The 25,666-nt window shown below is 74.9% G+C and carries 18 protein-coding genes and 1 pseudogene; 10 read left to right on the plus strand and 9 right to left on the minus strand.

What is annotated here, in order from left to right; genetic code table 11:
* Positions 1–79: 79 nt before the first annotated feature.
* The gene (locus tag ACF09K_RS21285) at positions 80–835 is read right to left on the minus strand and encodes a hypothetical protein (protein WP_392245687.1); all 756 of its coding nucleotides are present in this window, start codon (positions 833–835) and stop codon (positions 80–82) included.
* Between the two features lie 87 nt (positions 836–922).
* On the opposite strand from ACF09K_RS21285, the gene ACF09K_RS21290 reads away from it, so the two are divergent.
* Positions 923–1,789, plus strand: a complete 867-nt coding sequence (locus ACF09K_RS21290) for a LysR family transcriptional regulator (protein ID WP_392245689.1) — start codon at positions 923–925, stop codon at positions 1,787–1,789.
* A 79-nt stretch (positions 1,790–1,868) separates the two neighbouring features.
* On the opposite strand, the gene ACF09K_RS21295 is transcribed toward ACF09K_RS21290, so the two are convergent.
* Positions 1,869–2,624, minus strand: a complete 756-nt coding sequence (locus ACF09K_RS21295) for a metallophosphoesterase (RefSeq protein WP_392245691.1) — start codon at positions 2,622–2,624, stop codon at positions 1,869–1,871.
* A gap of 192 nt (positions 2,625–2,816) precedes the next feature.
* Between ACF09K_RS21295 and ACF09K_RS21300 the strand changes: the two genes are divergently transcribed.
* A complete protein-coding gene (locus ACF09K_RS21300; protein WP_392245693.1) occupies positions 2,817–3,944 on the plus strand; it encodes an aminopeptidase P family protein in 1,128 nt (375 codons plus the stop codon).
* Between the two features lie 47 nt (positions 3,945–3,991).
* Positions 3,992–4,933 (plus strand): aminoglycoside phosphotransferase family protein, encoded by a 942-nt coding sequence (locus tag ACF09K_RS21305; RefSeq protein WP_392245695.1) that lies wholly within the window; start codon positions 3,992–3,994, stop codon positions 4,931–4,933.
* A gap of 37 nt (positions 4,934–4,970) precedes the next feature.
* Here the strand turns inward: ACF09K_RS21305 and treZ are convergent, their stop codons facing one another.
* Positions 4,971–6,716: a malto-oligosyltrehalose trehalohydrolase gene (treZ, locus tag ACF09K_RS21310; protein WP_392245697.1), complete on the minus strand. Its 1,746-nt coding sequence runs from the start codon at positions 6,714–6,716 to the stop codon at positions 4,971–4,973.
* 221 nt (positions 6,717–6,937) lie between these two features.
* Here treZ and ACF09K_RS21315 point away from each other — a divergent pair, with 221 nt between their 5' ends.
* Both ACF09K_RS21315 and ACF09K_RS21320 read left to right on the plus strand, forming a co-directional pair.
* Complete coding sequence (locus tag ACF09K_RS21315) at positions 6,938–7,489, plus strand: FHA domain-containing protein (protein ID WP_392245698.1); 552 nt, start codon at positions 6,938–6,940, stop codon at positions 7,487–7,489.
* Positions 7,490–7,805: 316 nt separating this feature from the next.
* Positions 7,806–8,288 (plus strand): SSI family serine proteinase inhibitor, encoded by a 483-nt coding sequence (locus tag ACF09K_RS21320; protein WP_392245699.1) that lies wholly within the window; start codon positions 7,806–7,808, stop codon positions 8,286–8,288.
* A gap of 139 nt (positions 8,289–8,427) precedes the next feature.
* On the opposite strand, the gene ACF09K_RS21325 is transcribed toward ACF09K_RS21320, so the two are convergent.
* From ACF09K_RS21325 to glgX, 3 genes are all read right to left on the minus strand, one after another.
* Entirely contained in the window at positions 8,428–9,675 is a 1,248-nt protein-coding gene (locus ACF09K_RS21325; RefSeq protein ID WP_392245700.1) for a M14 family zinc carboxypeptidase, read from the minus strand.
* A gap of 212 nt (positions 9,676–9,887) precedes the next feature.
* Positions 9,888–12,383 (minus strand): malto-oligosyltrehalose synthase, encoded by a 2,496-nt coding sequence (treY, locus tag ACF09K_RS21330; RefSeq protein ID WP_392245701.1) that lies wholly within the window; start codon positions 12,381–12,383, stop codon positions 9,888–9,890.
* 115 nt (positions 12,384–12,498) lie between these two features.
* Positions 12,499–14,616 (minus strand): glycogen debranching protein GlgX, encoded by a 2,118-nt coding sequence (gene glgX / locus ACF09K_RS21335; protein WP_392245702.1) that lies wholly within the window; start codon positions 14,614–14,616, stop codon positions 12,499–12,501.
* Positions 14,617–14,806: 190 nt separating this feature from the next.
* On the opposite strand from glgX, the gene ACF09K_RS21340 reads away from it, so the two are divergent.
* The 4 genes from ACF09K_RS21340 (at position 14,807) to ACF09K_RS21355 (ending at position 19,309) form a co-directional block, all read left to right on the plus strand.
* Complete coding sequence (locus ACF09K_RS21340) at positions 14,807–15,646, plus strand: Tat pathway signal sequence domain protein (RefSeq protein ID WP_392245703.1); 840 nt, start codon at positions 14,807–14,809, stop codon at positions 15,644–15,646.
* Positions 15,647–15,734: 88 nt separating this feature from the next.
* On the plus strand, positions 15,735–17,078 hold the full coding sequence (locus tag ACF09K_RS21345; protein ID WP_392245704.1) for a copper amine oxidase: 1,344 nt from the start codon (positions 15,735–15,737) through the stop codon (positions 17,076–17,078).
* Positions 17,079–17,150: 72 nt separating this feature from the next.
* Positions 17,151–18,416 (plus strand): SAV2148 family HEPN domain-containing protein, encoded by a 1,266-nt coding sequence (locus tag ACF09K_RS21350; RefSeq protein WP_392246000.1) that lies wholly within the window; start codon positions 17,151–17,153, stop codon positions 18,414–18,416.
* 167 nt (positions 18,417–18,583) lie between these two features.
* Entirely contained in the window at positions 18,584–19,309 is a 726-nt protein-coding gene (locus ACF09K_RS21355; protein WP_392245705.1) for a 3'-5' exonuclease, read from the plus strand.
* A gap of 108 nt (positions 19,310–19,417) precedes the next feature.
* Here the strand turns inward: ACF09K_RS21355 and ACF09K_RS21360 are convergent, their stop codons facing one another.
* Complete coding sequence (locus ACF09K_RS21360) at positions 19,418–20,272, minus strand: phosphotransferase enzyme family protein (RefSeq protein WP_392245706.1); 855 nt, start codon at positions 20,270–20,272, stop codon at positions 19,418–19,420.
* A 506-nt stretch (positions 20,273–20,778) separates the two neighbouring features.
* Between ACF09K_RS21360 and mgt the strand changes: the two are divergent.
* Positions 20,779–22,018, plus strand: a pseudogene (gene mgt, locus ACF09K_RS21365) (macrolide-inactivating glycosyltransferase).
* Between the two features lie 384 nt (positions 22,019–22,402).
* Here mgt and ACF09K_RS21370 read toward each other — a convergent pair.
* Together ACF09K_RS21370 and ACF09K_RS21375 are read right to left on the minus strand one after the other, a co-directional pair.
* On the minus strand, positions 22,403–24,673 hold the full coding sequence (locus tag ACF09K_RS21370; RefSeq protein WP_392245707.1) for an MMPL family transporter: 2,271 nt from the start codon (positions 24,671–24,673) through the stop codon (positions 22,403–22,405).
* 252 nt (positions 24,674–24,925) lie between these two features.
* On the minus strand, positions 24,926–25,666 hold the full coding sequence (locus ACF09K_RS21375; protein ID WP_392245708.1) for a sirohydrochlorin chelatase: 741 nt from the start codon (positions 25,664–25,666) through the stop codon (positions 24,926–24,928).

A 25,666-nucleotide genomic window follows, 5' to 3' on the forward strand; every position in this document is an offset into this window, starting at 1 on the left:
CCGGCCGACGGCTCCCCCCGCAGCCGCCGGCCGGCCGCGCACCCGGACCGCCCCGCCGGGGTGCGGTGCGGCGGGCCCGTCACACCGGCCGCGCCGTCGCCGGTCGTGTCGCGTGCTCGACCGCCGCCCGGGCCAGCTCCCGGAACATCGGGTGCGGGCGTGAGCCGTCGCCGTACAGCTCCGGCTGGAAGAGGGAGGCGAGGAAGAAGGGGTGGCCGGGGAGTTCCGCCATCCGCACCTGACCCGCCGCGTCCCGGCCGGAGAAGCGCAGGCCGTGCGCGACCAGGGTGTCGGCATGACGGGAGAGGCCGTAGCGGCAGGAATAGCGTTCGACCGTGGACTCCCGGCCGATCACCGCGTGGGCCAGCGAGCCCGGCTCCAGCAGGACGGTGTCCTCGTGGCCCTCCAGCGAGCAGGCCAGCGGTCCGAGGAGCGGGTCCGCGGCGGCGGGGTCGTTCTCGGCGTGCGCCGCGCGGGCCAGTCCGCAGGCGTTGCGGGCGAACTCCAGCAGGGCGTGCTGGAAGCCGCCGCAGGTGCCGAGGAAGGGGATGTCCTCCTCGCGGGCGGTGCGGATCGCGGCCAGGACCCCGGCCTCGCTGCGGTACGGGCTGCCCGGCACCACCCAGACCGCGTCGAACCCGCGCACCGCGCCCTCGGCCTCCGCGTCGGACGAGGGGATCCAGTAGGCGTCCAGGACCAGCCGGTCCCGGGCGGCGAGGGCGTCGAGGAGGAGCGGGATCCGGGTGTGGGAGACGACGCCGGGGGAGCGGTCGCCCACCAGGGCGACCCTGGCGATGCGAGCGGTGCCGGCGGTCCGCGCGGTGCTGTAGGTCATGTGCCCATGCTCGGAGCGGCCCCCGGTTCACGTCCAACGATGATTCCTGCACCCTCGATAAGCGGAACTGATGCGACGCTGGTCGGCATGGACCCGCACCTCCTGCGCACCTACGTCACCGTGGCCCGCCTCGCCTCCTTCTCCGCCGCCGCGCGCGACCTCGGCTACACCCAGTCCGCCGTCTCCCAGCACGTCGCGGCCCTCGAACAGGACCTCGGCGCACCGCTGCTGACCCGGCGCCCCGTCGCCCCCACGGCGGCCGGTGAGCGGCTCCTCGAACACGCCGGACCCCTGCTGCTGCGCCTGGAGGCGGCCCGCGCGGACGTCGCCCGGATGGCCGCCGCCCCCGCCCACGGCCTGACCCTGGCCACCTCCCCGACCGCGCTCACCCCCGCGGCCCTCGCCGCGCTGCCGCCCGCCGGGGTGACGCTGCGCGTGCTGGCCCGCGACGCGGTCCCCGCCGCCGTCGCCGCGGGCACCGCGGACCTGGGCCTCGTCGACGGCCTGGCCGCCCCCAGCGACCCGCTCCCGCTGCCCGACGTGGCGCCGCTGACCACGTACGGCGTCGGGGAGGAGCCGGTCGGCGTCCTGCTGCCCACCGCCCACCCCCTGGCCCGCCGCGCCGGACTGCGCCTCGGTGACCTCGCCGACGCCCGCTGGATCGACGCCCCCGACGCGGGCCTGCCGCTGCACCGGCTGCGCGCCGCGAACGGCGGCCGCGGCTTCCGGCCGGCCCTGCGCTACGAGGGCACCGACGTCCGCGTCCTGGCCGCGCTCGCCGCCGCCGGTCACGGTCTCGCCGTCCTGCCCCGCTCGGCGACGGCCGACGTCCCGGGCGCGGTGGCCGTCCCGCTCACCGGACCGCGGATCGTCCACCGGGTGGAACTCGTCCACGTCGGCACCCCGACGGGTGCCGCCCGCGCCCTGGTCGCGGCACTGTCCCCGGGCCGGTGAACGCCGGGCCGGTGAGCCCCGCGCCCGCGCGCGCCTCCCGTCACCCGCGCGCACCCGCGCGCACCCGCGCGCACCCGCGTCAGACGACCACGCGGAAGTGGCTCGTGAGCCGTCGCTCGTCGTCCAGGACGTGGAACGCGAACCCGACCGGCGCCTCCCGGTCGGCGGTCTCGTCGCCCTCCCAGGGCAGCCGGAGCGTCCACGTCACGCCGGGGCCCACCACCAGCGGCCGCCCCGCGAAGGTGGTGGCGGCCGGGGTGTGGGCGTGGCCCGTGATGATCCCGGCGATCTCGGGCCGCCGCCCGAGCAGCGCGGCCAGCCGGCCGGGGTCGCCCAGCCGGTAGGAGTCGGGCAGCGGGTGGTGCACCGCCACCGGCGGATGGTGGAAGGCGAGCAGCGCGGGCACGTCCCCGTCCAGCTCGTCGAGGGTCTCCTCGATCCAGGCGTACGTCTCGTCCGCCAGGGCGCCCTCGTCCTCGCCCGGGATGCTGGAGTCGCACATCAGGACCGCGCCGCCGTCGAACACCTGGACGCTGTTGACCGGCCCGTCGGCGGCCGGCAGGCCGAGGAGGGCCTTGCGGTAGGGGGCGCGGCGGTCGTGGTTGCCGGGGCAGGTGAGCACCGGCCGGGGAGCGTCGGAGCCCCGCGTCCCGAGGATGCGGGCGGCCTCCTCGTACTCGGCCTCCGCCCCGTGGTCCGCGATGTCTCCGGTGACCAGCAGCGCGTCCACCCGCCCGGGCAGGTCGCGGAGCCGGTCGCACGCCCGCTCGGCGCGCTCGGTGGCACGGGCGCTGCCGTCCAGGTGCAGATCACTGAGGTGAGCGAGTACGAGCACGGTGTCGGCCTCCCGGGGTGGGTCAATGCCCACCGGTGATCCAAGCATGGGATCCGCCTGCCGGGCAATCCACCCGCCCGGCAGGCGGCGGGGCGGCATTCCCCGGGGAATCCGCGCCGACCGGGTCGCGCCGCCCCTGCCGACCGGGCAGGATGCTGCCCGTAGTCACCACGTCCTGACAGGGAGACCCGGATGACCGGCCGTACGCCCGCGCGCTTCACCGCCGACGACTACCGGGCCCGCATGGAGCGGGCCGTGCACGCGGCCGGCGACGCGGGACTGGCCGGGCTGCTCGTGGCACCGGGCCCGGACCTGGTCTGGCTCACCGGCTACGAGCCCCCCGCGGCCACCGAACGGCTCACCCTGCTCGTCCTGACGCCCGACCGCGACCCCGTCCTCGTCGTCCCGGCCCTCGAGGCCCCCGACGCGGCCGGGGCGGCCGGGGCCCCCGCCCTCACCCTGCGGGACTGGACCGACGGCAAGGACCCCTACGCCGCTACCACCGCGCTCCTGGACGCCGGCGGGCGGTACGGCGTCAGCGACAACGCCTGGGCCCTGCACCTGCTCAACCTGCAGAAGGCCCTCCCGGACAGTTCCTACGCCTCCCTCACCGACGCGCTGCCGATGCTGCGCGCGGTCAAGGACGCGGCCGAACTGGAGCTGATGGCCGCCGTGGGAGCCGCCGCCGACGCGACGTTCGAGGAGATCCGCGGGGTTCCCTTCGCCGGGCGCAGGGAGTCCGAGGTCGGCGCCGACCTCGCCGACCTGCTCCGCCGCTTCGGCCACTCCCAGGTCGACTTCACCATCGTCGCCTCGGGCCCGAACGGCGCCAACCCCCACCACGAGGTCGGCGACCGCGTCATCGAGCACGGCGACATGGTCGTCCTCGACTTCGGCGGCCTGAAGGACGGCTACGGCTCCGACACCTCCCGCACGGTCCACGTCGGCGAACCCACCGACGAGGAGCGCCGGGTCCACGACCTCGTCCGCGAGGCCCAGGAGGCGGGCTTCCGCGCCGTACGGCCCGGCGCCGCCTGCCAGGAGGTCGACCGGGCCGCCCGCGCCGTCATCGCCGACGCCGGGTACGGCGAGTACTTCATCCACCGCACCGGCCACGGCATCGGCGTCACCACCCACGAGCCGCCGTACATGATCGAGGGCGAGGAACAGCCCCTCGTCCCCGGCATGTGCTTCTCCGTCGAGCCGGGCGTCTACCTCCCCGGCCGGTTCGGCGTGCGCATCGAGGACATCGTCACCGTCACCGCGGACGGCGGCCGCCGCCTCAACGACACCACCCGCGAGATGGTCGTGGTCGACTGACCCCGCAGGAGAGTCCCGGCACCCACCCGAACGGCTACGGCGCGACCATGACCCAGGCACCCCCACCCACCGCGGACACCGTCCGCCGGCTGGTCCGAACCCTCATCGAGGACGCCGGCGACGGCGGCCCCGGCCTCGAGGTGCGGCCCGTCAGCGAGGAGGGCGGGCACGGCACCTGGTGGGTCGGCGCCCGCCACGTCCTGCGGCTCGCCCGCGACCGGGAGACGACCGTCCGCATGCGCCGCGAACTGCGGCTGCGCGACCTCGTCCGGCCGCACGTGCCGGTCACCGTGCCGACCGCCGTCGCGCACGGCGAGTGGTCGCCCGGCCTCGCCTACACCCTCGACACCAAGGTGCCCGGCGGCACCGCCGAGGACCACGACGTGTCCGCCGTCGGCGAGGCCGACCTGGCCGCGCTGCTCGGCGGACTGCGCGAGGTGCCCGTCCGGCAGGCCGGGACGATCGGCGTGCCGCGCGTCGCCCCGCGCTCCCTGGAGGCACTGCGCCGCATGGCCGTCGCCGCCGCCGGACGCCTGGCCGCCGCCGACGAGTTCGACCCCGCCCGGCTCCACCAGCTCACCCCGCCCGGCGCGGCCCAGCTCGCCGCCCAGCCCGCCAACGCCGTCCTCGTCCACCACGCCCTGCGGGGCGAGCACCTCGTGGTCGGCGCCGACGGCCGGGTGCGCGGCGTCCTCGGCTGGACCGGCGCGGTCGTCGGCGACCCCGCCGAGGACATCGCCGGGCTCGCCCTCGCCGTCGGCTCCGGCGCCGCCGTCCGCGCCGCCACCCTCACCGGGTACGGCGCCCGCGCCTGCCTGCGCGGCCTGTGGCTGGCCCGCTGCGACACCGTCGTACGCCTGGCCGGACACCTGACCGGCCAGGGCGCCGAACCCCCGGCCCTGCCGCGCACCCAGCTGCGCCGGGCCTGGGAGGCGATCCTGCTGGAACGCGTGACGGAGCTGCGGGAGGACGGGGCGGACGGTCCCTGACGGGATCCGCCGGCCCGGCCCCCTCCTGCCGCGGCCCTCAGTCCTGTTCCAGGACCACGCACGACTCTCCGGGCAGGCGCAGCAGGCCGTCCGGGTCCGTCGTCCCCACCGGCTCCCACGCGGCCAGCACGCGTACGGGGCGGGTGCCGAGCGGGATCTCCGCCGGTTCCCTGCCGAGGTTCACGGCGACCCGGACGTCCCCGCGGCGGAAGGCCAGCCAGCGGGCCTGCGCGTCGTAGGCGACCTTGAGGTCGGCCAGGTCGGGGTCGGTGAGGTCGGCGTGGGCGTGCCGCAGGGCGATCAGCCGGCGGTACCAGGCCAGCACGCGCGCGTGGGGCTCGCGCTCCGGTTCCGACCAGTCCAGGCAGGAGCGGTCCCGGGTCGCCGGGTCCTGCGGGTCCGGCACGTCCTCCTCCGCCCAGCCGTGCTCCGCGAACTCCCTCCGCCTGCCGCGCCGTACGGCCTCCGCGAGCTCCGGGTCGGTGTGGTCGGTGAAGAACTGCCAGGGCGTGCCCGCCGCCCACTCCTCGCCCATGAACAGCATCGGCGTGTACGGGGAGGTCAGCGTCAGCGTCGCCGCGCAGGCCAGCAGGCCGGGGGAGAGGGAGGCCGCGAGCCGGTCGCCCTGGGCGCGGTTGCCCACCTGGTCGTGGGTCTGGGAGTAGCCGAGGAGGCGGTGCGCGGGCAGCCGGGCGCGGTCCAGCGGCCGGCCGTGGGACCGGCCGCGGAAGCTGGACCAGGTGCCGTCGTGGAAGAACCCGCCGGTGAGGGTCTTGGTGAGCGCGGCGAACGGATCGCGCCCGAAGTCGGCGTAGTAGCCCTGGGACTCGCCGGTCAGGGCGGTGTGCAGGGCGTGGTGGAAGTCGTCGTTCCACTGCGCGTGCAGCCCCAGGCCGCCCTCCCGGCGGGGCGTGACCAGCCGCGGGTCGTTCAGATCGGACTCGGCGATCAGGAACAGCGGCCGGCCCGTCTCCTCGGCGAGCGCGTCCACCGACTCCGACAGCTCCTCCAGGAACGGGTACGCGCGCGTGTCGGCCAGCGCGTGCACCGCGTCCAGCCGCAGCCCGTCGATCCGGTAGTCGCGCAGCCACGCCAGCGCGCTGCCCAGCAGGAACGCCCGCACCTCGTCCGAACCGGGCGCGTCCAGGTTGACGGCCGAGCCCCACGGGGTGTGGTGCGTGTCGGTGAAGTACGGCCCGAAGACGGGCAGGTAATTGCCCGACGGGCCCAGGTGGTTGTGCACGACGTCCAGGACCACCCCCAGACCCAGCTCGTGCGCCCGGTCGACGAACCGCTTCAGCGCCTCGGGACCGCCGTACGGCTCGTGCACCGCCCACAGCGACACCCCCTCGTAGCCCCAGCCGTGCCGGCCGGGAAAGGGGCACAACGGCATCAACTCCACGTGCGTCACACCGAGTTCGACGAGATGCCCGAGCCGGTCGGCCGCCGCGTCCAGGGTGCCCTCGGGGGTGTACGTGCCCACGTGCAGCTCGTACAGCACCGCACCCGGCAGCGGCCGCCCCGGCCACCGGGCCCGCCACGCGTACCGGCCGTGGTCGACGACCGCGCTCAGCCCGTCGGGCCCGTCCGGCTGCCGGCGCGACCGCGGATCCGGCAGCACGGGGCCGTCGTCCACCGCGAAGCCGTACCGGGTGCCGTCCTGCGCCTCCGCCTCACCGGCCCACCACCCCGGCCGCGCGGCGTCGCGCTCCAACGCGCGCGTCACGCCCTCGCACTGGAGCGTCACACGTTCGGCCTGCGGTGCCCACACCTCGAACTGCACGGACGGTTCCCCTTCGTCTGCTCACCGTGATGTAGCCCGACCCATCGTGCTCCAAACGGGATCGATCCGCCGCACGAACACTCCCTTCGCGACCGATGTCGCAGCCGTGTCGCGGTCGACGTCGCGGCCGGTGCCGCGACGGTCCGCTCCGGGTGCGCGTGCCCGGCCGGCGTTTTCCCGTTTTCTGGACACCTGACGCCCGCTGACCGACAATCACGAGCGTGACGTCGTCATTCGAGTTCAACACGTACCCCGCGCGCCCGTCCGACGTGGAGCGCGACAGGGCACTGAAGGTGCTCCGTGACGGTGTCGCCATGGGCCGTCTCTCCCACGACACGTTCGTCCGGCGCATGGAACTGGCGCTCGCCGCCCGCCGCTCCGACGAACTGGCGGTCCTCACCGCCGACCTGTCCAGGGAGAACCGCCTCGCGCGCGCCGTGTTCGGCACCGTCGAGGCCGTCTCCGGCTTCACCGTACGGCTGCGCAGGGCCTGGCAGGCCGAGCGGCTGCCCAAGCTGCTGCTGCCGCACCCCGGCACCGAGCGGGCGCTGCGCATCGGCCGCGACCCCGCCAGCGGCCTCCGGCTGACCCACGACAGCGTCTCGCGCGTGCACGCCGAACTCAGCCGTCAGGGCGGCATGTGGATCCTGCGCGACCTCGGTTCGACCAACGGCACGACCGTCAACGGACGGCGCGTCATCGGCGCGGCCGTGGTCCGCGAGGGCGACCAGGTCGCCTTCGGGCGGATGGCGTTCCGCCTCTCGACGAACTGAGTCCGTCCGGCCGGCCGGGGCGTCCGGGGCGGTGTCGACGCGCCTCCCGGGCCGTGACCCGGCGCGCGTGCACCCGGCTCTCCCGGTGGACCGACGGCGCTCCCGGCGCGGGAGCGCGTCCTGCCGCCACGTCGGCGCTGCCCGTTCGCGGACGAACTCGCTTCCCGCGCGGCCGTGTTCGTCGCCGGGCGCCGCCGCGTCGCCCGGTCGCGCCGTGTTCGAACCGGTCGCGCCGGTCGCGCGACCGGCCCCGCGCACCCGCACGATCGGGTGAGCCGGACTGGGGAACCGGGGTCCCCGTGCCGATGCACCGGGAATGAAGCACTTCCCCGCCCCCCGCCTCCTGGCCGCCCTGCCCGGCACCGCCGCGCTCCTCCTCGCCGCCGTCGCCCCCGCCCAGGCGTCGGCGCCCGGCCACGCCCTCCCCGGCGACGGGCTCCGGCTCACCGTCACCACGGGCGACTCCCGTTCCGGCGACACCCGCGGCACGCTCCTGCTGTGCGACCCGCCCCAGGGCCACTCCCGCGCCGCCGAGGCCTGCGCCGACCTCACGGCGGCGAACGGCGACATCGACGCCGTCGCGCCGAGGGAGGCCGTCTGCTCCCTCCTCTACGCGCCCGTGACCGCCCGCGCGAACGGCTGGTGGCACGGCCGCCCCGTCGCGTACACGGAGACCTTCTCCAACACCTGCGTGATGCTCGCGGAGACGGGCGCGGTGTTCGCCCTGGACGACGAGCAGCTCCCCGAACTCCCCGAGCTCCCCGGACTCCCCGGACCGTCCGTGCTGCCCGGGGGGTGAGGCCGGTCGGCCGGCTCCGGGCCCGCGCCTGAGCCGGTCCGGAGCCGGTCCGCCCCCTGCCCGTCCCCACCGCTCCCACGGCTGCCGTGCCGCCCGGCCACGTCGTCACGTCGCCGTCCGCTCGTGGGGCGGGCGGTGACTACAGGGCCCGGCGCGCGTGCAGGGCCGCCGCGACCACCGTGCGGGACTGGTGCTCGACCTGGTGCTCCAACGGCACCCAGCGGGCCCGGAACCGCTCGGCGAACGCGTCGCACCAGTCCGCCACGAGACGCTCCGCGCGGGGCGCCGCCCGGTCGTCGCGCTCGCGCAGCACCCGCCACAGCATCGCCGCCGCCCGCAGCGGCAGCCGGCGGGCGAAGGCGTCCACACTCCCGACGTACGCCACCGTGGTGCCGGCCGGGGGCGTGTGCGTCCAGTCGCCGGCCAGGCCCGGCACCAGCTCCAGTGCCCAGCGGGCCGCCCGCAGCAGGGGCCCGTCGACGCCCTCCAGCCGCGGCGAGGCCTCCGCCAGCACCCGCTCCACCTCCCCCGCGTCCCGCAGCAGCCGCCCCGCCAGCCGCCGGATCGCCTCCGCGGGATCCGGGTGCGGCGCCGGATCGTCGACCATGTCGCTCGCCCACATCGGCACCTCCACGACCGCGGTCAGGCCGCCGTGGCGGTGGGCGTGGTACCAGGTGCTGTGCCGCGCGTCGTCCGGCAGGCTCGGATACGCCGCCCCCGCCCCGGGCTCCGGCAGCACGTGCACCCCCGGTCCGGACGCCGGCCAGCCCGCCGCGTCGGAGGCGCCCGTCTCCACCGGGATGTGCGACTGCGCCGCCGACTTGGCGAACGGTTCCGCGAGGCCCGGCACGTCCCTCGTCAACTGCACCCAGCTGCCGCCCAGTTCGGTGCCGTGCAGCGTCACCTGGAGGTAGGGCCGCAGTTCGTCGATGACGCCGGTCAGCGCGCGGGTCTCGGGCGGCAGCCGGTCCGCGGGCAGCAGCGCCGGGGACCACTCGGGCTGCTCCGGGCCCGCCGGCCGGAAGAAGCCCCGGTGGTACTCCAACAGGCTGCGCGGCGCGGGCGTCACGTGCAGGCTCGCCCCGTCCGGATCCGCGCACAGCAGGAAGTGCCAGGACGTGCCGTCCCGCAACTCCCTGTCGGACAGCACGCGTTCGGCCAGGGCGAGCAGGGTGGGACCGCCGGCGGGTTCGTTCGCGTGGGCCCCCGCGACGACCAGCACGGCCCGCCGCGCGTGCCCCACCGACAGCAGGTGCAGCGGCCGTCCCGCGCGGGAGAGCCCCACCTTCCGCAGCCCGCACAGCCCGGGCCGGAGCGTGGCCAGCGTCCTGGCGGACGAGGTCAGTTCCGTCACCGTGGGGTAGCGCAGCTCCGGCAGGAGACTCACCCCCGTCGTGTCCGACCGGCCTTCGCCTCCGCAGTACCCCACGGACTCGGTGACCTGTCAAGAACGCGTCACGGGTGCTTTCGGGAGGCGCCCGGAAGCACCCCGCGAACGGCCCCCGGCGGACGCCGCGGCATCCGGGGCCGCCGCCCCGACGGCCGCCGCGGCAGCCGGGTGCCACCGCCCCGGCGCCGCCGCAGGCCCCGCCCCGCGTCTCACCCCACCCTCTCCAGCAGTGCCACCGGCAGCCGCCCGAACAGTTCCGCCACGCGCGCGTGCCCGGTGAACTCCCGGTCGGGTCCCAGGGCGTCCACCCACCTGCCCGGGGGGAGCGTCAGCCGGGTGTCCCCCCAGCCGCCCGTCTCCGCCAGGCGCAGCGACAGCCGGGTGACGGCCGTGACGACCCGGCCGGAGCGGGCGAAGGCCAGGCAGTGGTCCGCGGCCGGGCCCTCGGCGGGCAGCGGTCCGTACGTCGCCGCCGCACCGAAGGCGTCCGGGTGCCGGCGCCGCAGCCGCAGCGCCGCCGCCGTCACGGCCTCCTTGACGCCGGTGCCCGCGGCGCCGACGTGCTCAGCGCCGACGTGCTCAGCGCCGACGTGCTCGGAACCGATGTGCTCGGAACCGACGCCCGCGGCGCCTACGGGTTCAGCGTCGACGTCGTCGGAGCCGGTGCTCCCGGCGCCGACCGCCCCGGTGCCGGCGTCCGCCGGCGGGAAACGGACGGGGCGCCGGTTGTCGGGGTCGACCAGGGCCAGGTACTCGCCCTCCGTGCCCTGGTAGACGTCCGGCACCCCCGGCATCGTCAGCTGCACCAGCGCCGCGCCCAGCACGTTCGCCCGGACGTGCGGCGCGAGCGCCTCCCGCAGCGCGGCCACCCGCTCACCCGGCACCCCGCACGGCCCCGCCGTGACGAACGCGGCCACGGCCTCCTCGTAGGGCGGCTCCTGCTCCGTCCAGCTCGTGTGCACGCCCGCCTCGCGCACGTGCTTGAGCATCGCCTCCCGGACGCGCTCCGGGGCGGCCGGCCCGAGCCCGAACACGGTCTGCCAGGCCGCCCACGCCGACTGCCCGTCCGGCGCGTCCTCCTCGGCGCGCGCGACCTTCTCCAGGACCTCCGCCCAGCGCTCCGGGCACTCGGTGAGCACGGCCAGCGCCGCCCGGACGTCGGCGCTGCGCTTGGTGTCGTGCGTGGACAGCACCGTCCCGGTGAGCGGCCAGTCGCGCTGCACGCGCGCGCAGTACGCGTGGAAACCGGCGGGGGAGACGCCCTGCCGGCCGGGGTCGCCGCCGACCTCGTTCGCCGAGAGCAGCGGCACGTACCGGTAGAACGCCGTGTCCTCGACCGACTTGGCCCGCAGCGCGGACGCCGTCTGCGCGAACCGGGCGCGGAACTCCACCGCCGCCGGATCCTCCCCGCCGCCCAGCACCAGGCCGCGCACCACGTCCACGGCCCCCGCCTCCTCGGGCACGGCGAAGGCGAGCCGGGCCTCCCCGGCGGCCTCCTCGGTGACGACGGCGGCCGCGTCGCCCGAGGCGTACGGCCGGTAGACCTCCATGCGCACCAGCAGCTCCTCCAGCGCCGTGCGCAGCGCCCAGGGCGCCCGGTCGCGCAGTGCGGGGTCCGGCGACGCCGCGCACGCGCGCGCGGCCGCCCGCGTCAGCCGGTCCAGCTCGGTCGCCAGCTCGTGCCGGAGCACCGCGTACGCCGCCCGCCGCACCGTCGCCGCCCAGTCCCCGCCCAGGTCCGCCCGCGGGGCCGCGAACCGCCGGTACAGCTCCAGCAGCTCCCCGGCGCCCGCCGGGTCCGTGAACAGGCCGTCGACGTGGCGCAGGGCGTCGTAGCCGGTGGTGCCCGCGACCGGCCAGGCGTCCGGCAGCCGCTCGCCGTCGGCGAGGATCTTCTCCACGACCGTCCAGCGGCCCCCGCTCGCCGTGTGCAGCCGCGCCAGGTAGGCGTCGGGGTCGGCGAGCCCGTCCGGGTGGTCGACGCGCAGCCCGTCCACCACGCCCTCGTGCAGCAGCTGGAGGATCTTGCCGTGGGTGGCGTCGAACACCTCCGGGTCCTCCACCCGCACCCCGATCAGCTCCGAGATGCTGAAGAACCGCCGGTAGTTCAGCTCCGTGCGGGCCAGCCGCCACCACGCCGGCCGGTACCACTGGGCGTCGAGCAGCTCGGGCAGCGGCAGGTCCGCGGTCCCCTCGCGCAACGGGAGGACGTGGTCGTAGTAGCGCAGGACGTCCCCGTCGACGCGCAGCTCGTCGAGCACCTCGCCCACCGGGGCGCCGAGGACGGGCAGCAGCAGACGGCCGCCCTGCGCCTCCCAGTCGACGTCGAACCAGCGCGCGTACGGCGACCGCGGGCCCTCCCTCAGCACCTCCCACAGGGCGCGGTTGTGCCGCGGCGCCATGGCCATGTGGTTGGGCACGATGTCCACGACCAGCCCGAGCCCGTGCTCGCGCGCCGTGCGCGACAGGGCCCGCAGCCCCTCCTCGCCGCCCAGCTCCGTCCGCACGCGCGTGTGGTCGACCACGTCGTAGCCGTGCGGGGAGCCGGGCACGGCCTCCAGCACGGGGGACAGGTGCAGGTGCGACACGCCGAGCGAGGCCAGGTACGGCACGGCCGCCGCCGCGGCTCCGAACGGGAACCCGGGCTGGAGCTGGAGCCGGTAGGTGGCCGTGGGCACGACGGGGACAGGGCGCTCAGAGGTCATGCAGACCTACGTACCCGCCCTGCCCCCTTTCGTGTCATCCCGGCCACCGGGTGTCATCCCGACCACCGATCACCGATCACCGATCACCGGCCACCGGCCCGTGCGGGCCGGCGGCCTACGCGGGCCGCTGCAGGACGGTCATGCTCCGGTCGACCAGGGTCAGCCGGTCACCGGCCTCGACCCGCACGGGCGTCTCGCCCCGCACGGACTCCGGGTTCGCCGTGTCCACGACCACCTGCCACTGCCGGCCGTGGTCGACCGGCACCACGAACTCCAGGGTCTTGGGGGAGGCGTTGAACATCAGCAGGAAGGAGTCGTCGGTGATCCGCTCCCCGCGCGAGCCCGGCTCGGAGATCGCGTTGCCGTTGAGGAACACCGTCAGCGTCGAGGCCTGCGCCGAGTTCCAGTCCCGCTGGGCCATCTCCTTGCCCTCCGGGGTGAACCACGCGATGTCCGACAGGTCGTCGTGCGTCCCCTCCACGGGCCGTCCGTGGAAGAAGCGCCGGCGGCGGAACACGGGGTGCTCCTTGCGCAGCCGCACGATCTCCCGCGTGAAGTCGAGCATCTCGCCGCCCTCCCCCCCGGGGTCGGGCCACCGCACCCACGACAGCTCGCTGTCCTGGCAGTAGGCGTTGTTGTTGCCGCGCTGGGTGCGCGCCACCTCGTCGCCGTGGCTGATCATGGGCACGCCCTGCGACAGCATCAGCGTCGCCATGAAGTTCCGCATCTGCCGGGACCGCAGCTCCAGCACGTCCGGATCGTCGCTGTCGCCCTCGGCGCCGCAGTTCCAGGAGCGGTTGTGGCTCTCGCCGTCCCGGTTGTCCTCGCCGTTGGCGTCGTTGTGCTTGTCGTTGTACGACACCAGGTCGCGCAGCGTGAACCCGTCGTGGCAGGTCACGAAGTTGATCGAGGCCAGCGGCCGGCGTCCGTCGTCCTGGTACAGGTCGGAGGAGCCGGTCAGCCGGGAGGCGAACTCGGCGAGCGTGCGCTGCTCGCCCCGCCACACGTCCCGCACGGTGTCGCGGTACTTGCCGTTCCACTCGGTCCACAGCGGCGGGAAGTTCCCCACCTGGTAGCCGCCCTCGCCCACGTCCCACGGCTCGGCGATCAGCTTCACCTGGGAGACGACCGGGTCCTGCTGCACCAGGTCGAAGAACGACGACAGCCGGTCCACCTCGTGGAACTGGCGGGCCAGGGTCGCCGCGAGGTCGAAGCGGAACCCGTCGACGTGCATCTCGGTGACCCAGTACCGCAGCGAGTCCATGATCATCTGGAGCACGTGCGGGGACCGCATGAGCAGCGAGTTCCCGGTCCCCGTGGTGTCCATGTAGTACCGCGGGTCGTCCGCCAGCCGGTAGTACTGGGCGTTGTCGATGCCCCGGAAGGACAGCGTCGGGCCCAGGTGGTTGCCCTCGGCGGTGTGGTTGTAGACCACGTCGAGGATCACCTCGATGCCCGCCTCGTGCAGGGCCCGCACCGCCGACTTGAACTCCAGCACCTGCTGCCCGCGGTCGCCCCAGGAGGCGTACGCGTTGTGCGGGGCGAAGAAGCCGATCGTGTTGTAGCCCCAGTAGTTGTTGAGGCCCATGTCGACCAGGCGGTGATCGTTGACGAACTGGTGCACGGGCATCAGCTCCAGCGCCGTGACGCCCAGCTCGGTGAGGTGTTCGATGATCGCCGGGTGCGCCAGGGCGGCGTAGGTGCCGCGCAGCTCCTCCGGCAGCCCCGGATGGAGCATCGTGAGGCCCTTGACGTGCGCCTCGTAGATCACCGTGTGGTGGTACTCGGTGCGGGGGCGCCGGTCGTCGCCCCAGTCGAAGTAGGGGTTGACCACGACCGACGTCATCGTGTGGGGGGCCGAGTCGAGGTCGTTGCGCTTGTCGGGGGCCCCGAAGTGGTAGCCGTACACCTCCTCGCCCCACCGCACCGCACCGCTGATCGCCTTCGCGTACGGGTCGAGCAGCAGCTTCGCCGAGTTGCAGCGCGACCCGCGCTCGGGCGCGTACGGCCCGTGCATCCGGAAGCCGTAGCGCTGCCCCGGCATGATGCCCGGCACGTATGCGTGCCGGACGAAGGCGTCGCTCTCGCGAAGTTCCACCGCCGTCTCCGAGCCGTCGTCGTGCAGCAGACACAGCTCTACTCGGTCCGCGGCCTCCGTGAAGACCGCGAAGTTCGTACCGGCGCCGTCGTACGTGGCGCCGAGGGGATATGCCTCTCCAGGCCAGACCTGCATGGACACGACTCTTTCAGGTGTGCTGCTCCGCCGGGACCGCCTTCGTACCGAGTCTCCAGGAAAGTGAGGGAACCACCTGTGACTTACGTCCCTCTTACCGGGCGACCAGTGCATACGCCCCATTCGGCGTACGCCGAACCAGTGGGGCCTACAACGTACTCCCGGGGCACAGGGGGAGTAGGGGGAAGATGTGCGCACGACAGTGCGCCGCCACCTGGGCAAGGTGGTGGCAGGCGCGGCCGTCGCGGTGGCCGCGACAGCCGCGATGATCGCGATCACCCTGCCGGGGACGGCGGGGGCGGAGGGAACCGGAGGGGGATCGGCCGGCCGGACGGCGGCCGCCGCACAGGACGGCGCCGCACAGGACGGCGCGGGACAGCAGGACGGCGCGGCGGCGGTGGCGCCCGGCGTCGTCGAGCAGGCGCCCGCCGAGGGCGAGCGCGGCACGGGGCGCGACCCGCTGACCGACGACGAGATCGCCCGCGTCGAGCGCATCGCGCTCAACCGGCAGCTGCTCGACGCGAGCCGGGACGTCGACGGCGACCGCGGCCCGCAGCACCTCGGCGTGGACCTCGCCGAACCCGAGGCCGACGAGGTCGACGACCCCTCGGCGCCCCGCCGCGCCGAGGTGACCTTCTACGACTACGAGGACGACACGCTCGTCACCAGGACCGTCAACCTGGACACCGGCAAGGTCGAGGCCACCGACAGCGGACGGGGCGTCCAGCCGCCGCTCAGCCGCGCCGAGAACACCGAGGCGGCCGCGCTGCTGATCGCCGACCCGCTCGGCGCGGGCCTGCGCGCCGACTACCGGGACGCCACCGGGAAGAAGCTCACCTCGCCGGAGCAGCTGCAGCTCTCCAGCATGGTGTACCGCGCGGTGCCGGGCGCCCAGCCCGCCGCCTTCGACCGGTGCGGGATCCACCGCTGCGCCCGGCTGCTGCTGAAGGTCAAGAACGGCCCGTGGATCGACACCCGGTCCCTGGCGATCGACCTCAGCACCCGCAAGGTGGCCGCGCTCACCCGCTGAGCGCCCCCTTCCGTCCGCTTTTCCGACTCACCTCCCGCGCGGCCGCGCCGCCTGCCCGGGAGGACGACGCACAGGGAGTCATGTCCGCATGCGCCTGAACCACCCGAACGGCGGTCACCGGCCGCCCGCGATCAGCCGTGCCCGCAGGAGCGCGGCCCTCGGCCTGTCCGTGGCCGCGCTGGCCGCCGGAGTGTCCGCGACCGGCACCGCCCCGGCCGCCGCCCGCCCGAAGGCGGCCCCCGCGGCCGCCGCCGACTGCAGCGCCGCCTACCGCATCCAGCAGAAACTCGCAGGCGGTACGACCTGGAGCATGTGCTGGCGCTTCGAGTCCAAGTCCGGGCTCGTCCTGGAGAAGGTCTCCTACCAGCCGCGCGGCGAGGCCCGCCCGATCAGGGTCCTCAACAGCGCCAAACTCGCCCAGATCCACGTGCCGTACGACGACGGCTCCAACGAGTACAACGACATCACCGACTACAACTTCGGCTCGGGCCTGGTCAACATGAGCCCCGCCGAGTGCCCCGGCGGCACCATCAAGACGGTGAAGGTCCCCGACGCCTACAACTCCGAGAGCCCCGACGTGAAGGGCCTGTGCACCACCACGCGGGCCCGCGGCCACGCCTACCGGATGCAGACCGACTCCGGGAAGGTCTACCAGGCGCAGGGCAAGGACCTGCTCGTCTACACCGTCAACAAGGTGAGCTGGTACGAGTACATCACCGAGTGGCGCTTCTCCGACGACGGCACCGTCTCCATGAACGTCGGCGCCACCGGCAGCCTCTCGCCCTTCGACTACGACGCCGGCGACGGCCGCGGCTGGCCCATAGGCAAGGGCGCCAGGTCCTACGCCACCAGCCACAACCACAACGTGTTCTGGCGGCTCGACTTCGGCCTCGACGGGTCGAAGAACAAGGTCGAGCAGTACGACTCGGTGGTCAAGCCGCCCGCCGGCGGCGCCCAGGCCCCCACCAACAAGACCACCCGCACCCCCGTCACCAAGGAACTCGCGGGCGACGCCAAGAACATGCGCTGGTGGCGCGTGGTCAGCACCACCGGCAAGAACAAGGACGGCCACCCGCGTTCGTACGAGATCGTCCCCGGCGTCAGCAGCAAGTACCCGGGCCGCGCCTTCACCCGGCACGACGTCTACTTCACGCAGTACGACAAGTGCGAGCGGTACGCCAACAACAACGTCCGGCTGTGCCCCTCCGGACATCCCACGACCGTCGACAAGTGGGTGAACGGCCAGGCCCTCACCCACCCCGTGGCCTGGGTGAACGTCGGCTTCCACCACGTCGCGCGGGACGAGGACCAGCAGCCCATGCCGGTGCACTGGCAGGGATTCTCCATCGCGCCCCGGGACGTCACCGCTATGAGCCCGCTCACTCCGCCCGCCCTCACCGGTGAGAACGGCCGCCCGCGCGCCGGAAGTTGAGAAACGACCCTGTCCATCCGGCTGCACCGCCGACCGCTCCCGGAGTACCCTTCCTTGATCGTTGGGACGGGGATGCTCGGGGGAGCGGAAGGCGGTGCGCGGGTGGGCTCGGGAGGCCTGGAGCTGCCCTCTGGTGACGACAGTCACGAGGGGGGCTCCACAGACGTCCCGCCCGGCACGGTGTCCCTGGCCCGGCCGATGGAGGGCGCCATCGGACCGGAGCTGGACTGGGACGCCGAGGCCTGGCGGGAGGTGCGCACCCGCGCCCAGCGGGCCGGCCGGGCCTACATCTGGCTGAACCTCGTCGAACAGCGGCTGCGCGCCGTGGTGGCCGCCGTGCTGCGGCCGATCTACGAACCCGTCCACGGCGACGAGTGGGTGGTCGCCGCGGCCGGGCCCGCCGGCCAGGAGTGGGTCCAGCGCGCCGTCGCCGTCCGCGAAGTCAGCCGCCGCAAGGGCTACTTGCTCGATCCGGCCGACGACAACGTGATCTCCTTCCTCACCCTGCCGCAGCTGCGCGAACTGATGGTGCAGCACTGGCCCTGCTTCGCGCCGTACCTCGACGACCGCCGGGACGTCGAACTCGCCCTGGACGAGCTGGAGGTGACCCGCAACGTCGTCTCCCGCAACCGGGCGCTGTCCGAGGCCGTCCTGAGCCAGGCCGAACGCGCCTCCGCGCGCCTGCTGGAGATGCTCGGCACCGGCGGCGACGTCCCCTCCGCGCGCCGGCTGCCGGTGGACGCCGTCGAGGACCTCGTCGGCGACCGGTACGCGGACGTGGTCGCCGTCCACTCCGACCGGGTGCGCCTGCTGCGCCAGTTCCCCGCCGAGGACATCTTCGACGGGGCCCGCCGGCTCGACGCGATCGGCATCGGCCTCAACCTGCTCGTGCAGAACTTCTCCGGCCGGCGGCTCGTCCGGCTGGCCGAGGCGGGCGCCCGGGTGCGGCTGCTGTTCCTCAACCCGGCCTCCAGCGCGGTGAAGCGCCGCGAGCGCGAACTCGGCATGAAGCGGGGCGAACTGAGCCGGTCCGTGGAGATGAACATCCTGCACATGCGCCGGGTCCGCTCCCGGCTGCGCGACCCCGGCGCCTTCCAGATCCAGGTCTACGACGAGACGCCCCGCTTCACCGCCTACCTGGTCGACGGCGACGGCACCGACGGGATCGCGGTCGTGCAGTCCTACCTGCGGCGCATGCGCGGCATGGAGGCGCCGGTGCTGGTGCTGCGCAACGGCGACCGGGTGGTCAAGTCGGGCGAGGCCGACGAAGGCGGACTTTTCGCGGCCTACCGCGAGGAGTTCGAGCTGGCCTGGGTGGACTCGCGGCCGGTGTCCTGACCGCCGGTGGGTGATCTGCCGAATCTGTCGGATCTGTTTGATCTGTCGGATTTGCGGAATTTGCCGGAAGCGGCCGGGTGGTGGGCGGAACGCGTTCCGCTGATTGTCAGTGGCGCGTGCGAAGGTGGAGACCACTGGGGGAAGCACCACCAAGAAGGGGGGCCACCATGGCCTGGCACCGCGAGCTGCTCATCGGCTTCGACCTGGAGACGACCGGGACCGACCCGCGCGAGGCGCGCATCGTCACGGGCGCCGTGATCGAGGTCAGGGACGGCCAGGTCCTCGGGGGCCGGGAATGGCTGGCCGACCCGGGCGTGGAGATCCCGGCGGAGGCGGTGGCGGTCCACGGCATCAGCAACGAACGGGCGAACTCCGAGGGCCGTCCGGCCGGAGAGGTCGCGGACGCCATCGCCGGCGCCCTCACCTCCCACTGGCGCACCGGCGTCCCCGTCGTCGCCTACAACGCGGCCTTCGACCTCACCCTGCTCTCCGCCGAACTGCGCAGACACGGCCTGCCCTCCCTGCGCGACCGCCTGGCCGGCCTCGACCCCGCCCCGGTCGTCGACCCGTACACCATCGACCGCCGGGTCGACCGCTACCGCCGGGGCAAGCGCAACCTCGAAGCGGTCTGCGCCGAGTACGGCGTCACCCTCGACGCGGCGCACGACGCCCGCGCCGACGCCCTCGCCGCGGCCCGTCTGGCCCGCGCGATAGCCGAGCGCCACCCCAAGGTCGCCGCCCTCGACCCGGCGGAGCTGCACCGCCGCCAGATCGAGTGGTACGCGGCCTGGGCGGCGGACTTCCAGGACTTCCTGCGCCGCAAGGGCGACGCGGACGCCGTCGTCGACGGCGTCTGGCCGGTGCGGGAGCCGGTGGACAGCCGCACCGGCTGAGCCCGGCCCGCGGCCGCACCCTTCACGTCCGGCCCGCGGCCGCCGGGCGGTGCCGGGCGGCCGCCGGAGACGGCCGGGCAGGGCCCGCCGGGGGCCTCCGGGCGTGGGTCAGAAGGGGTACCAGCGCACCGACTCGTCCCCGTCCCGCAGCGACGCCACCCGGCGCCCGAACTCGGCCAGCGCCCTGGGGTTGGCCGGCGCGTGCTGGGCCACCCAGGCGCAGCTCGCCGTCTCGCGGGCGCCCCGCAGCACCGCGCAGCCCTCCCACTCCCGCACGTCCCAGCCGTAGGCGGCGGTGAAGGAGTCGTAGGCCTCGGCGGGCAGTCCGTAGCGGTCGCGGGAGAGGGCCAGGACGACCAGGTCGTGCTCGCGCAGGTCGGTGGAGAAGGTCTCCAGGTCGACCAGGACCGGCCCGTCCGGGCCGACGTGCACGTTGCGGGGGAGCGCGTCGCCGTGGATCGGGCCGGGCGGCAGGTGGGGCGCGAGCGCGGCGGCCGCCGTCGCGAAGCCGTCCCGCCGCTCGCGCAGGTACGCCGCGTCCGCCGGGTCGACCGCGTCGCCGGCCAGCCGCAGCCAGCGCTCCACGCCGGCCAGCAGGTCGCGCGGCGGCAGCGCGAAGGAGGGAGCGGGCAGCGCGTGCACGAGACGCAGGAGTCCGGCCAGGTCCCGGGGCTCGGCGGGCCGCAGCGGGTCCGGCAGCCGGTGCCACACCGTCACCGGGTGCCCCTCGACGAGCAGGGGCTCCGCCTCGGCCGCCCGCACCGCGGGGACGCCCGCGTCCGCCAGCCAGGCCGCGACGTCCAGCTCGCGCCGGGCCCGCCCCAGCAGCTCCGCGTCCCGGCCGACCTTCACCACCAGGTCGCCGGCGGCGAACACCGCGTTCTCGCCCAGGGCGAGCAGCCGCGCCCCGCCGGCCGGCAGCCCCGCCGCGGCCAGGACGTCCCTCGCGCGCGCCTCGTCCATCGTCCGCCTCCCTGTCGTGACCGTCTGCTCCTGGCGGGACGGCACCGGGAACCGGCCGTCCGCCGCCCAGTCTCGCATTCGCACAGGTCGGACCGGGTGCGCGGTGCCCCGACGACGCAGCCCCGCCGCAGGGCCGGGGCTGGCGACGGGGCTGAGGCCGGCGCCGGGGCTGAGGCGGGGCCGGGGTGGGCCCGCCCCGCGTAGCGCGCCCGGCACCGGGCCGCCTGCGCCGCCCTCGTCGCGCGCCCGCGCCCTGCGTCCGTACCGTCCGCGTCCGTACCCGTCCCCGCCCTCCCGTGTCCCTGCCCCCCGTGTCCCCGCCCCCCGTGTCCCCGCCCCCCGTCGCCCGCGCCGCCCGCGTCGCCCGTGTCCGTGGGCGGCCACCCGGGGTGGGGGAGGGGCGAGGCGGCGGCCCCGGCCTTCCCGGGGTACCGCGGCGGCGCGATCGGCCGGCGGGTGACGGGAATCCGGCGCCGGTCCGCCGTCGGTGACGGCACCGGCACGTTATTGCATTGCACGAGACGTCTCGTCTCGCGTACTGTCTCTCACATGACCGCACCCGCGCACATCGCCATGTTCTCCATCGCCGCCCACGGCCATGTGAACCCCAGCCTGGAGGTGATCCGCGAACTCGTCGCACGCGGGCACCGGGTCACCTACGCCGTTCCCCCCGCCCTCGCCGACAAGGTCGCCGCGACCGGCGCCGAGGTGAGGCCCTGGCATTCCATCCTCCCCTCGCCCGACGCGGACCCGTCGGTCTGGGGCTCCACCCTCCTCGACAACGTGGAGCCCTTCCTCGCCGACGCCGTCCAGGCGCTGCCCCAGCTGGCCGAGGCGTACGAGGGCGACGAGCCCGACCTCGTCCTGCACGACATCGCCTCCTACCCGGCCCGCGTCCTCGCCCACCGCTGGGGCGTGCCCGCCATCTCCCTCTCACCGGCCCTCGTCGCCTGGGAGGGCTACGAACAGGAGGTCGCCGAACCGATGTGGGCCGAGCCGAAGAGGACCGCGCGCGGCCGGGCCTACTACGCCCGCTTCCACGCCTGGCTGGAGGAGAGCGGCATCACCGCCCACCCCGACGACTTCGTCGGCCGGCCCGCCCGCTCCCTGGTGCTCATCCCGAAGGCGCTCCAGCCGAACGCCGACCGGGTCGACGAGAGCGTGTACACGTTCGTCGGCGCCTGCCAGGGAGACCGCACCGCGGAGGGCGACTGGGCCCGGCCGGCCGACGCCGAGAAGGTCGTGCTCGTCTCCCTGGGCTCCGCCTTCACCAAGCGGCCGGACTTCTACCGCGCCTGCGTCCAGGCCTTCGCCGGACTGCCCGGCTGGCACCTCGTGCTCCAGATCGGCAGGCACGTCGACCCCGCCGAGCTGGGCGACGTCCCCGCGAACGTCGAAGTGCGTTCCTGGGTGCCGCAGTTGGCCGTGCTGCGGCAGGCCGACCTGTTCGTCACCCACGCCGGCGCCGGCGGCAGCCAGGAGGGGATGGCGACGGCGACGCCGATGATCGCCGTACCGCAGGCCGCCGACCAGTTCGGCAACGCGGACGTGCTCCAGTCGCTCGGGGTCGCCCGCCACCTCCCCGCCGAGGAGGCCACCGCCGAGGCACTGCGCGCCGCCGCGCTGGCCCTGGTCGACGACCCCGAGGTGGCCCGGCGCCTGAGGGCGATCCGGGCCGGCATGGCCGAGGAGGGCGGCACCCGCAGGGCGGCCGACCTCATCGAGGCCGAACTGCCCGCCCGGTAACCGCCCCCGGCTCCGCTCCTGCCCGGACCCCGCTCCTGGCCAGGCCCCCGCCTTTGGCCAGGCGCCCGCCCCTGCCCCGTCGGCACCTCTGCCCCGACCTCCGCTCCTGCCCCGGTCGGTACCCCGGCCCCGGCCTCCGTTCACACCCCGGTCGGCCCCCCCGGTCGGCACCCGTCCCGGTCGGCACCCGTCCCGGTCGGCACCCGTCCCGGCGGACAGGGGTGAGGGCCCGTCGACTCCCCGGTGGTCGACGGGCCCTCGGTCCGGGAGGGCTCCGCAGCCCCGGTTCCGGAGATCCAGGGCTGCGGGCGTCCGGAGGCGTGCGGGACGGTGTGGTCAGCGGGTCAGCGGGTCAGCGGGTCAGCGGGTCAGCGGGTCAGCGGGTCACACCCGCGCCGGCTCGCCCTCGTCGTCCCTCGTCGTCGGCCCGACACCTCCGACCGCTCCGACCGCTTCGGCCGACTCGTCGTGGGTCAGGTCGGGCAGGCGGTGCAGCCACGTCGGCAGGTACCAGTTGCGCTCGCCGAGCAGCGCCATCACCGCCGGGAGCAGCACGCCCCGGATGATCGTCGCGTCGATCAGGACCGCGGCGGCCAGGCCGACGCCCATCTGCTTCATGGACTGCATGGACAGCGTGCCGAAGATCGCGAAGACGGCGACCATGATGACGGCGGCGCTGGTCACGACCCCGGCCGTGGTGACGACACCGTGGGTGATGGCGTCCCGCGTGGTCCGGCCGCGCAGCCGTGCCTCGCGGATCCGGGAGACCACGAACACGTGGTAGTCCATCGACAGGCCGAACAGGATCACGAAGAGGAACAGCGGCAGCCAGGTGACGATGGCGCCGACGCCCTCCGCGCCCACCAGGGACGCGCCCCAGCCGTGCTGGAAGACGCCCACGAGGATGCCGTAGGCGGCGCCCACCGACAGCAGGTTGAGCACGATCGAGGTGATCGCGATCGTCAGCGAGCGGAACGAGAGCAGCATCAGCGCGAAGGCGAAGACGACGACGAACGCGAACACCGGGACGACGGCTCCGGCCAGCTGGTCGTTGAAGTCCTTGGAACCGGCCACCTGCCCGGTGATCGGCGCCTCGACGCCGGCCACCTTCCCGAGCGTCGCGGGCCGCACCTCGTCGCGCAGCTTGTCCAGGCTCGCGCCCGCCTCGTCCAGGTCGGAACCGCCGACCAGCGGGACGTACACGAAGGCGATGTTCTGCGCGTCGTGCAGCTTGATCTCGACGGGGCCGCGGGAGGCGCCCGAACTGATCGCCCGCTCGCGGAAGCCGGAGAGGGCCGACCGCACCTCGGGGGCGTTGATGTCCTTCGCCCGGACGACCACCTCGGCCGGGTCGGAGCCGCCGGGGAAGGCCGCGTTGACCCGGTTGTAGGTCTGCACGATCGGCAGCGAGTCGCCGAACTCCTGGTCCAGGGTGAGGTTCTGGGTCTTCATGCCGAGCGCGGGGGCCGCGACGGCCAGCAGCGCGCCGGCCGCGACGACCACGGAGACCAGGGGCCGGGCGAGGACGCCCTTGAGGACGGCCGACCAGAACCGGCTCTCGCCACCGCCCTTGCGGGCGCGGGCCCGGCGGCGCAGGAAGGGGATGCGGCCCTTCTCGACCCGCTCGCCCAGCAGCGACAGGAGCGCGGGCAGCACGGTCACGGAGCCGACCATGGCCACGGCCACCACCATCAGCGAGGCCAGGCCCATCGCCTCGAACTCGGCGAGCCCGGTGAACAGCATGCCCGCCATCGCCACGCACACGGTGACGCCGGAGACGATGATCGCCCGGCCGCTGGTGGCGGCGGCGATCCGCAGCGCGGTCTGCCCGTCCCGGCCGGCCTCGCGCTCCTCGCGCTCGCGGCGCAGGTAGAACAGGCAGTAGTCGACGCCGACGGCCAGACCGACCAGCAGCATCACGGAGTTGGCGGTGTCGCTCATCGGCATGACGTGGCTGACGACGCCCATCAGACCCATCGTCGCCATGATCGCGGTGACCGCGAGCAGCACCGGGAGCAGGGCGGCCACCAGGGCGCCGAACGCGATGAGCAGGATGCCGAGGGCCACCGGCACCGCGGAGTACTCGGCCTTCTGGAAGTCGTCGCCGAACGCGTCGTCGAACGTCTTCATCATGCTGGCGCCGCCGATCTCCTCGATCCGCAGCGCCCCGTGGTCCTCCTGCACGCCCTCGACGGCCTTCAGGACGGGCTCGATCCGCTCGCCGGCGGTGTCGGAGTCGCCGCGCACGTCGAACTGCACCAGCGCGCTGCGGCCGTCCTTCGAGATCGTCCGCGAGTCGTACGGCGAGGTGACCTCGGTGACCTCGCCGGTGCCCTCGACGGCCGTGACGACCGCCTCGACGGCCTCGCGGAACGCGGCGTCCGTCGCCTTCAGCTTCGCGTCCCTGGCCTGGACGAGGACCGTCTCGCTCGCGGGCTCCTCGATCCCGGCGTCCTCGATGATCCTGGCGGCGGTGTGCGTCTCGCCCTTGAGCTGGTCGCTGTCCTTGACGTCGACCCGGCCGGCCGCCGACCCCAGCGCCATGGCCAGGAACACGAACAGCACCCAGATCCCGACGGCCGTCCAGCGGTGCCGGGCACTCCAGCCGCCGGCCCGCGCGGCGATGCCCCGCACCCGTGAATCTCCGTTCCCCATGACGGGCTTTCCCCCTCGCGGTGCGGTGGCAGCCCCCTGCCGCCACCTCTCCCTTCGAAGGTAGGGGGCGTATAAAACCATCTCGTCGTGCTGGTCGACGAGGTGCGGGCCGCCCGGCTCCTCCCCTCGGACCCCGCCGTCTCACCGCTGGGGAGGACGGCGGCCCCCTACATCTATCGCCGGGCCTCGGGGACGACGATCAGGGTCGTGCCCCGCCGGCCCGTCCCACCGCACCCGCCCGCGGGCGGGCCCTCAGGCCCCGACCGCCGCCGGCACCGGCACGCGGGCCGCGTCGTAGCGCTCCAGCAGGACGCGGGCCACCTCGGGGGCCGGGCCCAGCACGTCGGCCAGGACGTCCGCCCGCGCCGCGCCCCGGGCGATGCGGTCGGGGAGGAAGCCGGGGGCCAGGACGTACGGGGCGACCGCCACCGTGGCGCAGCCCAGCTCGCGCAGTTCGCGCACCGCGTCCTCGGTGCGCGGCAGGGCCGCGGAGGCGAACGCGGGTCGCACGGCGCACCAACCGGTGCGCCACCACTCCCGCGCGATGTCGGCGATCACCGCGATCGCCTCCGGGTCCGTGGACCCCGCCGAGGCCAGCACGACCCCGGTCGAGGACTTGTCGGCGGGCGTCAGCCCCGCCTCGTACAGGCGCCGTTCCAGCGCGGACAGCAGCAGCGGGGAGGGGCCGAGCACCTCCGCCGGGTGGATCCGCAGCCGGCGCGGCGCGTCCCGCAGGACGGCCGGGATGTCCGCCTTGGCGTGGAACGCGCGCGTCAGCAGCAGCGGGAGCGCCACCACGTCGCGCACGCCCTCCGCCGCCAGCGACTCCAGCACCCCCTGCACGGAGGGGACGTTGAAGTCCAGGAAGCCGGTCTCCACCCGCAGCCCGGGCCGCAGCGACCGCACCCGCCGCACGAGGGCGTGGACGGTCGCCGCGTGCCGCGGATCGCGGCTGCCGTGGGCGATGACGAGGAGGACCGGTTCTCGGCGCAC

This window comes from Streptomyces sp. NPDC014882, from assembly GCF_043081325.1.
Classification (GTDB): Bacteria; Actinomycetota; Actinomycetes; order Streptomycetales; family Streptomycetaceae; genus Streptomyces.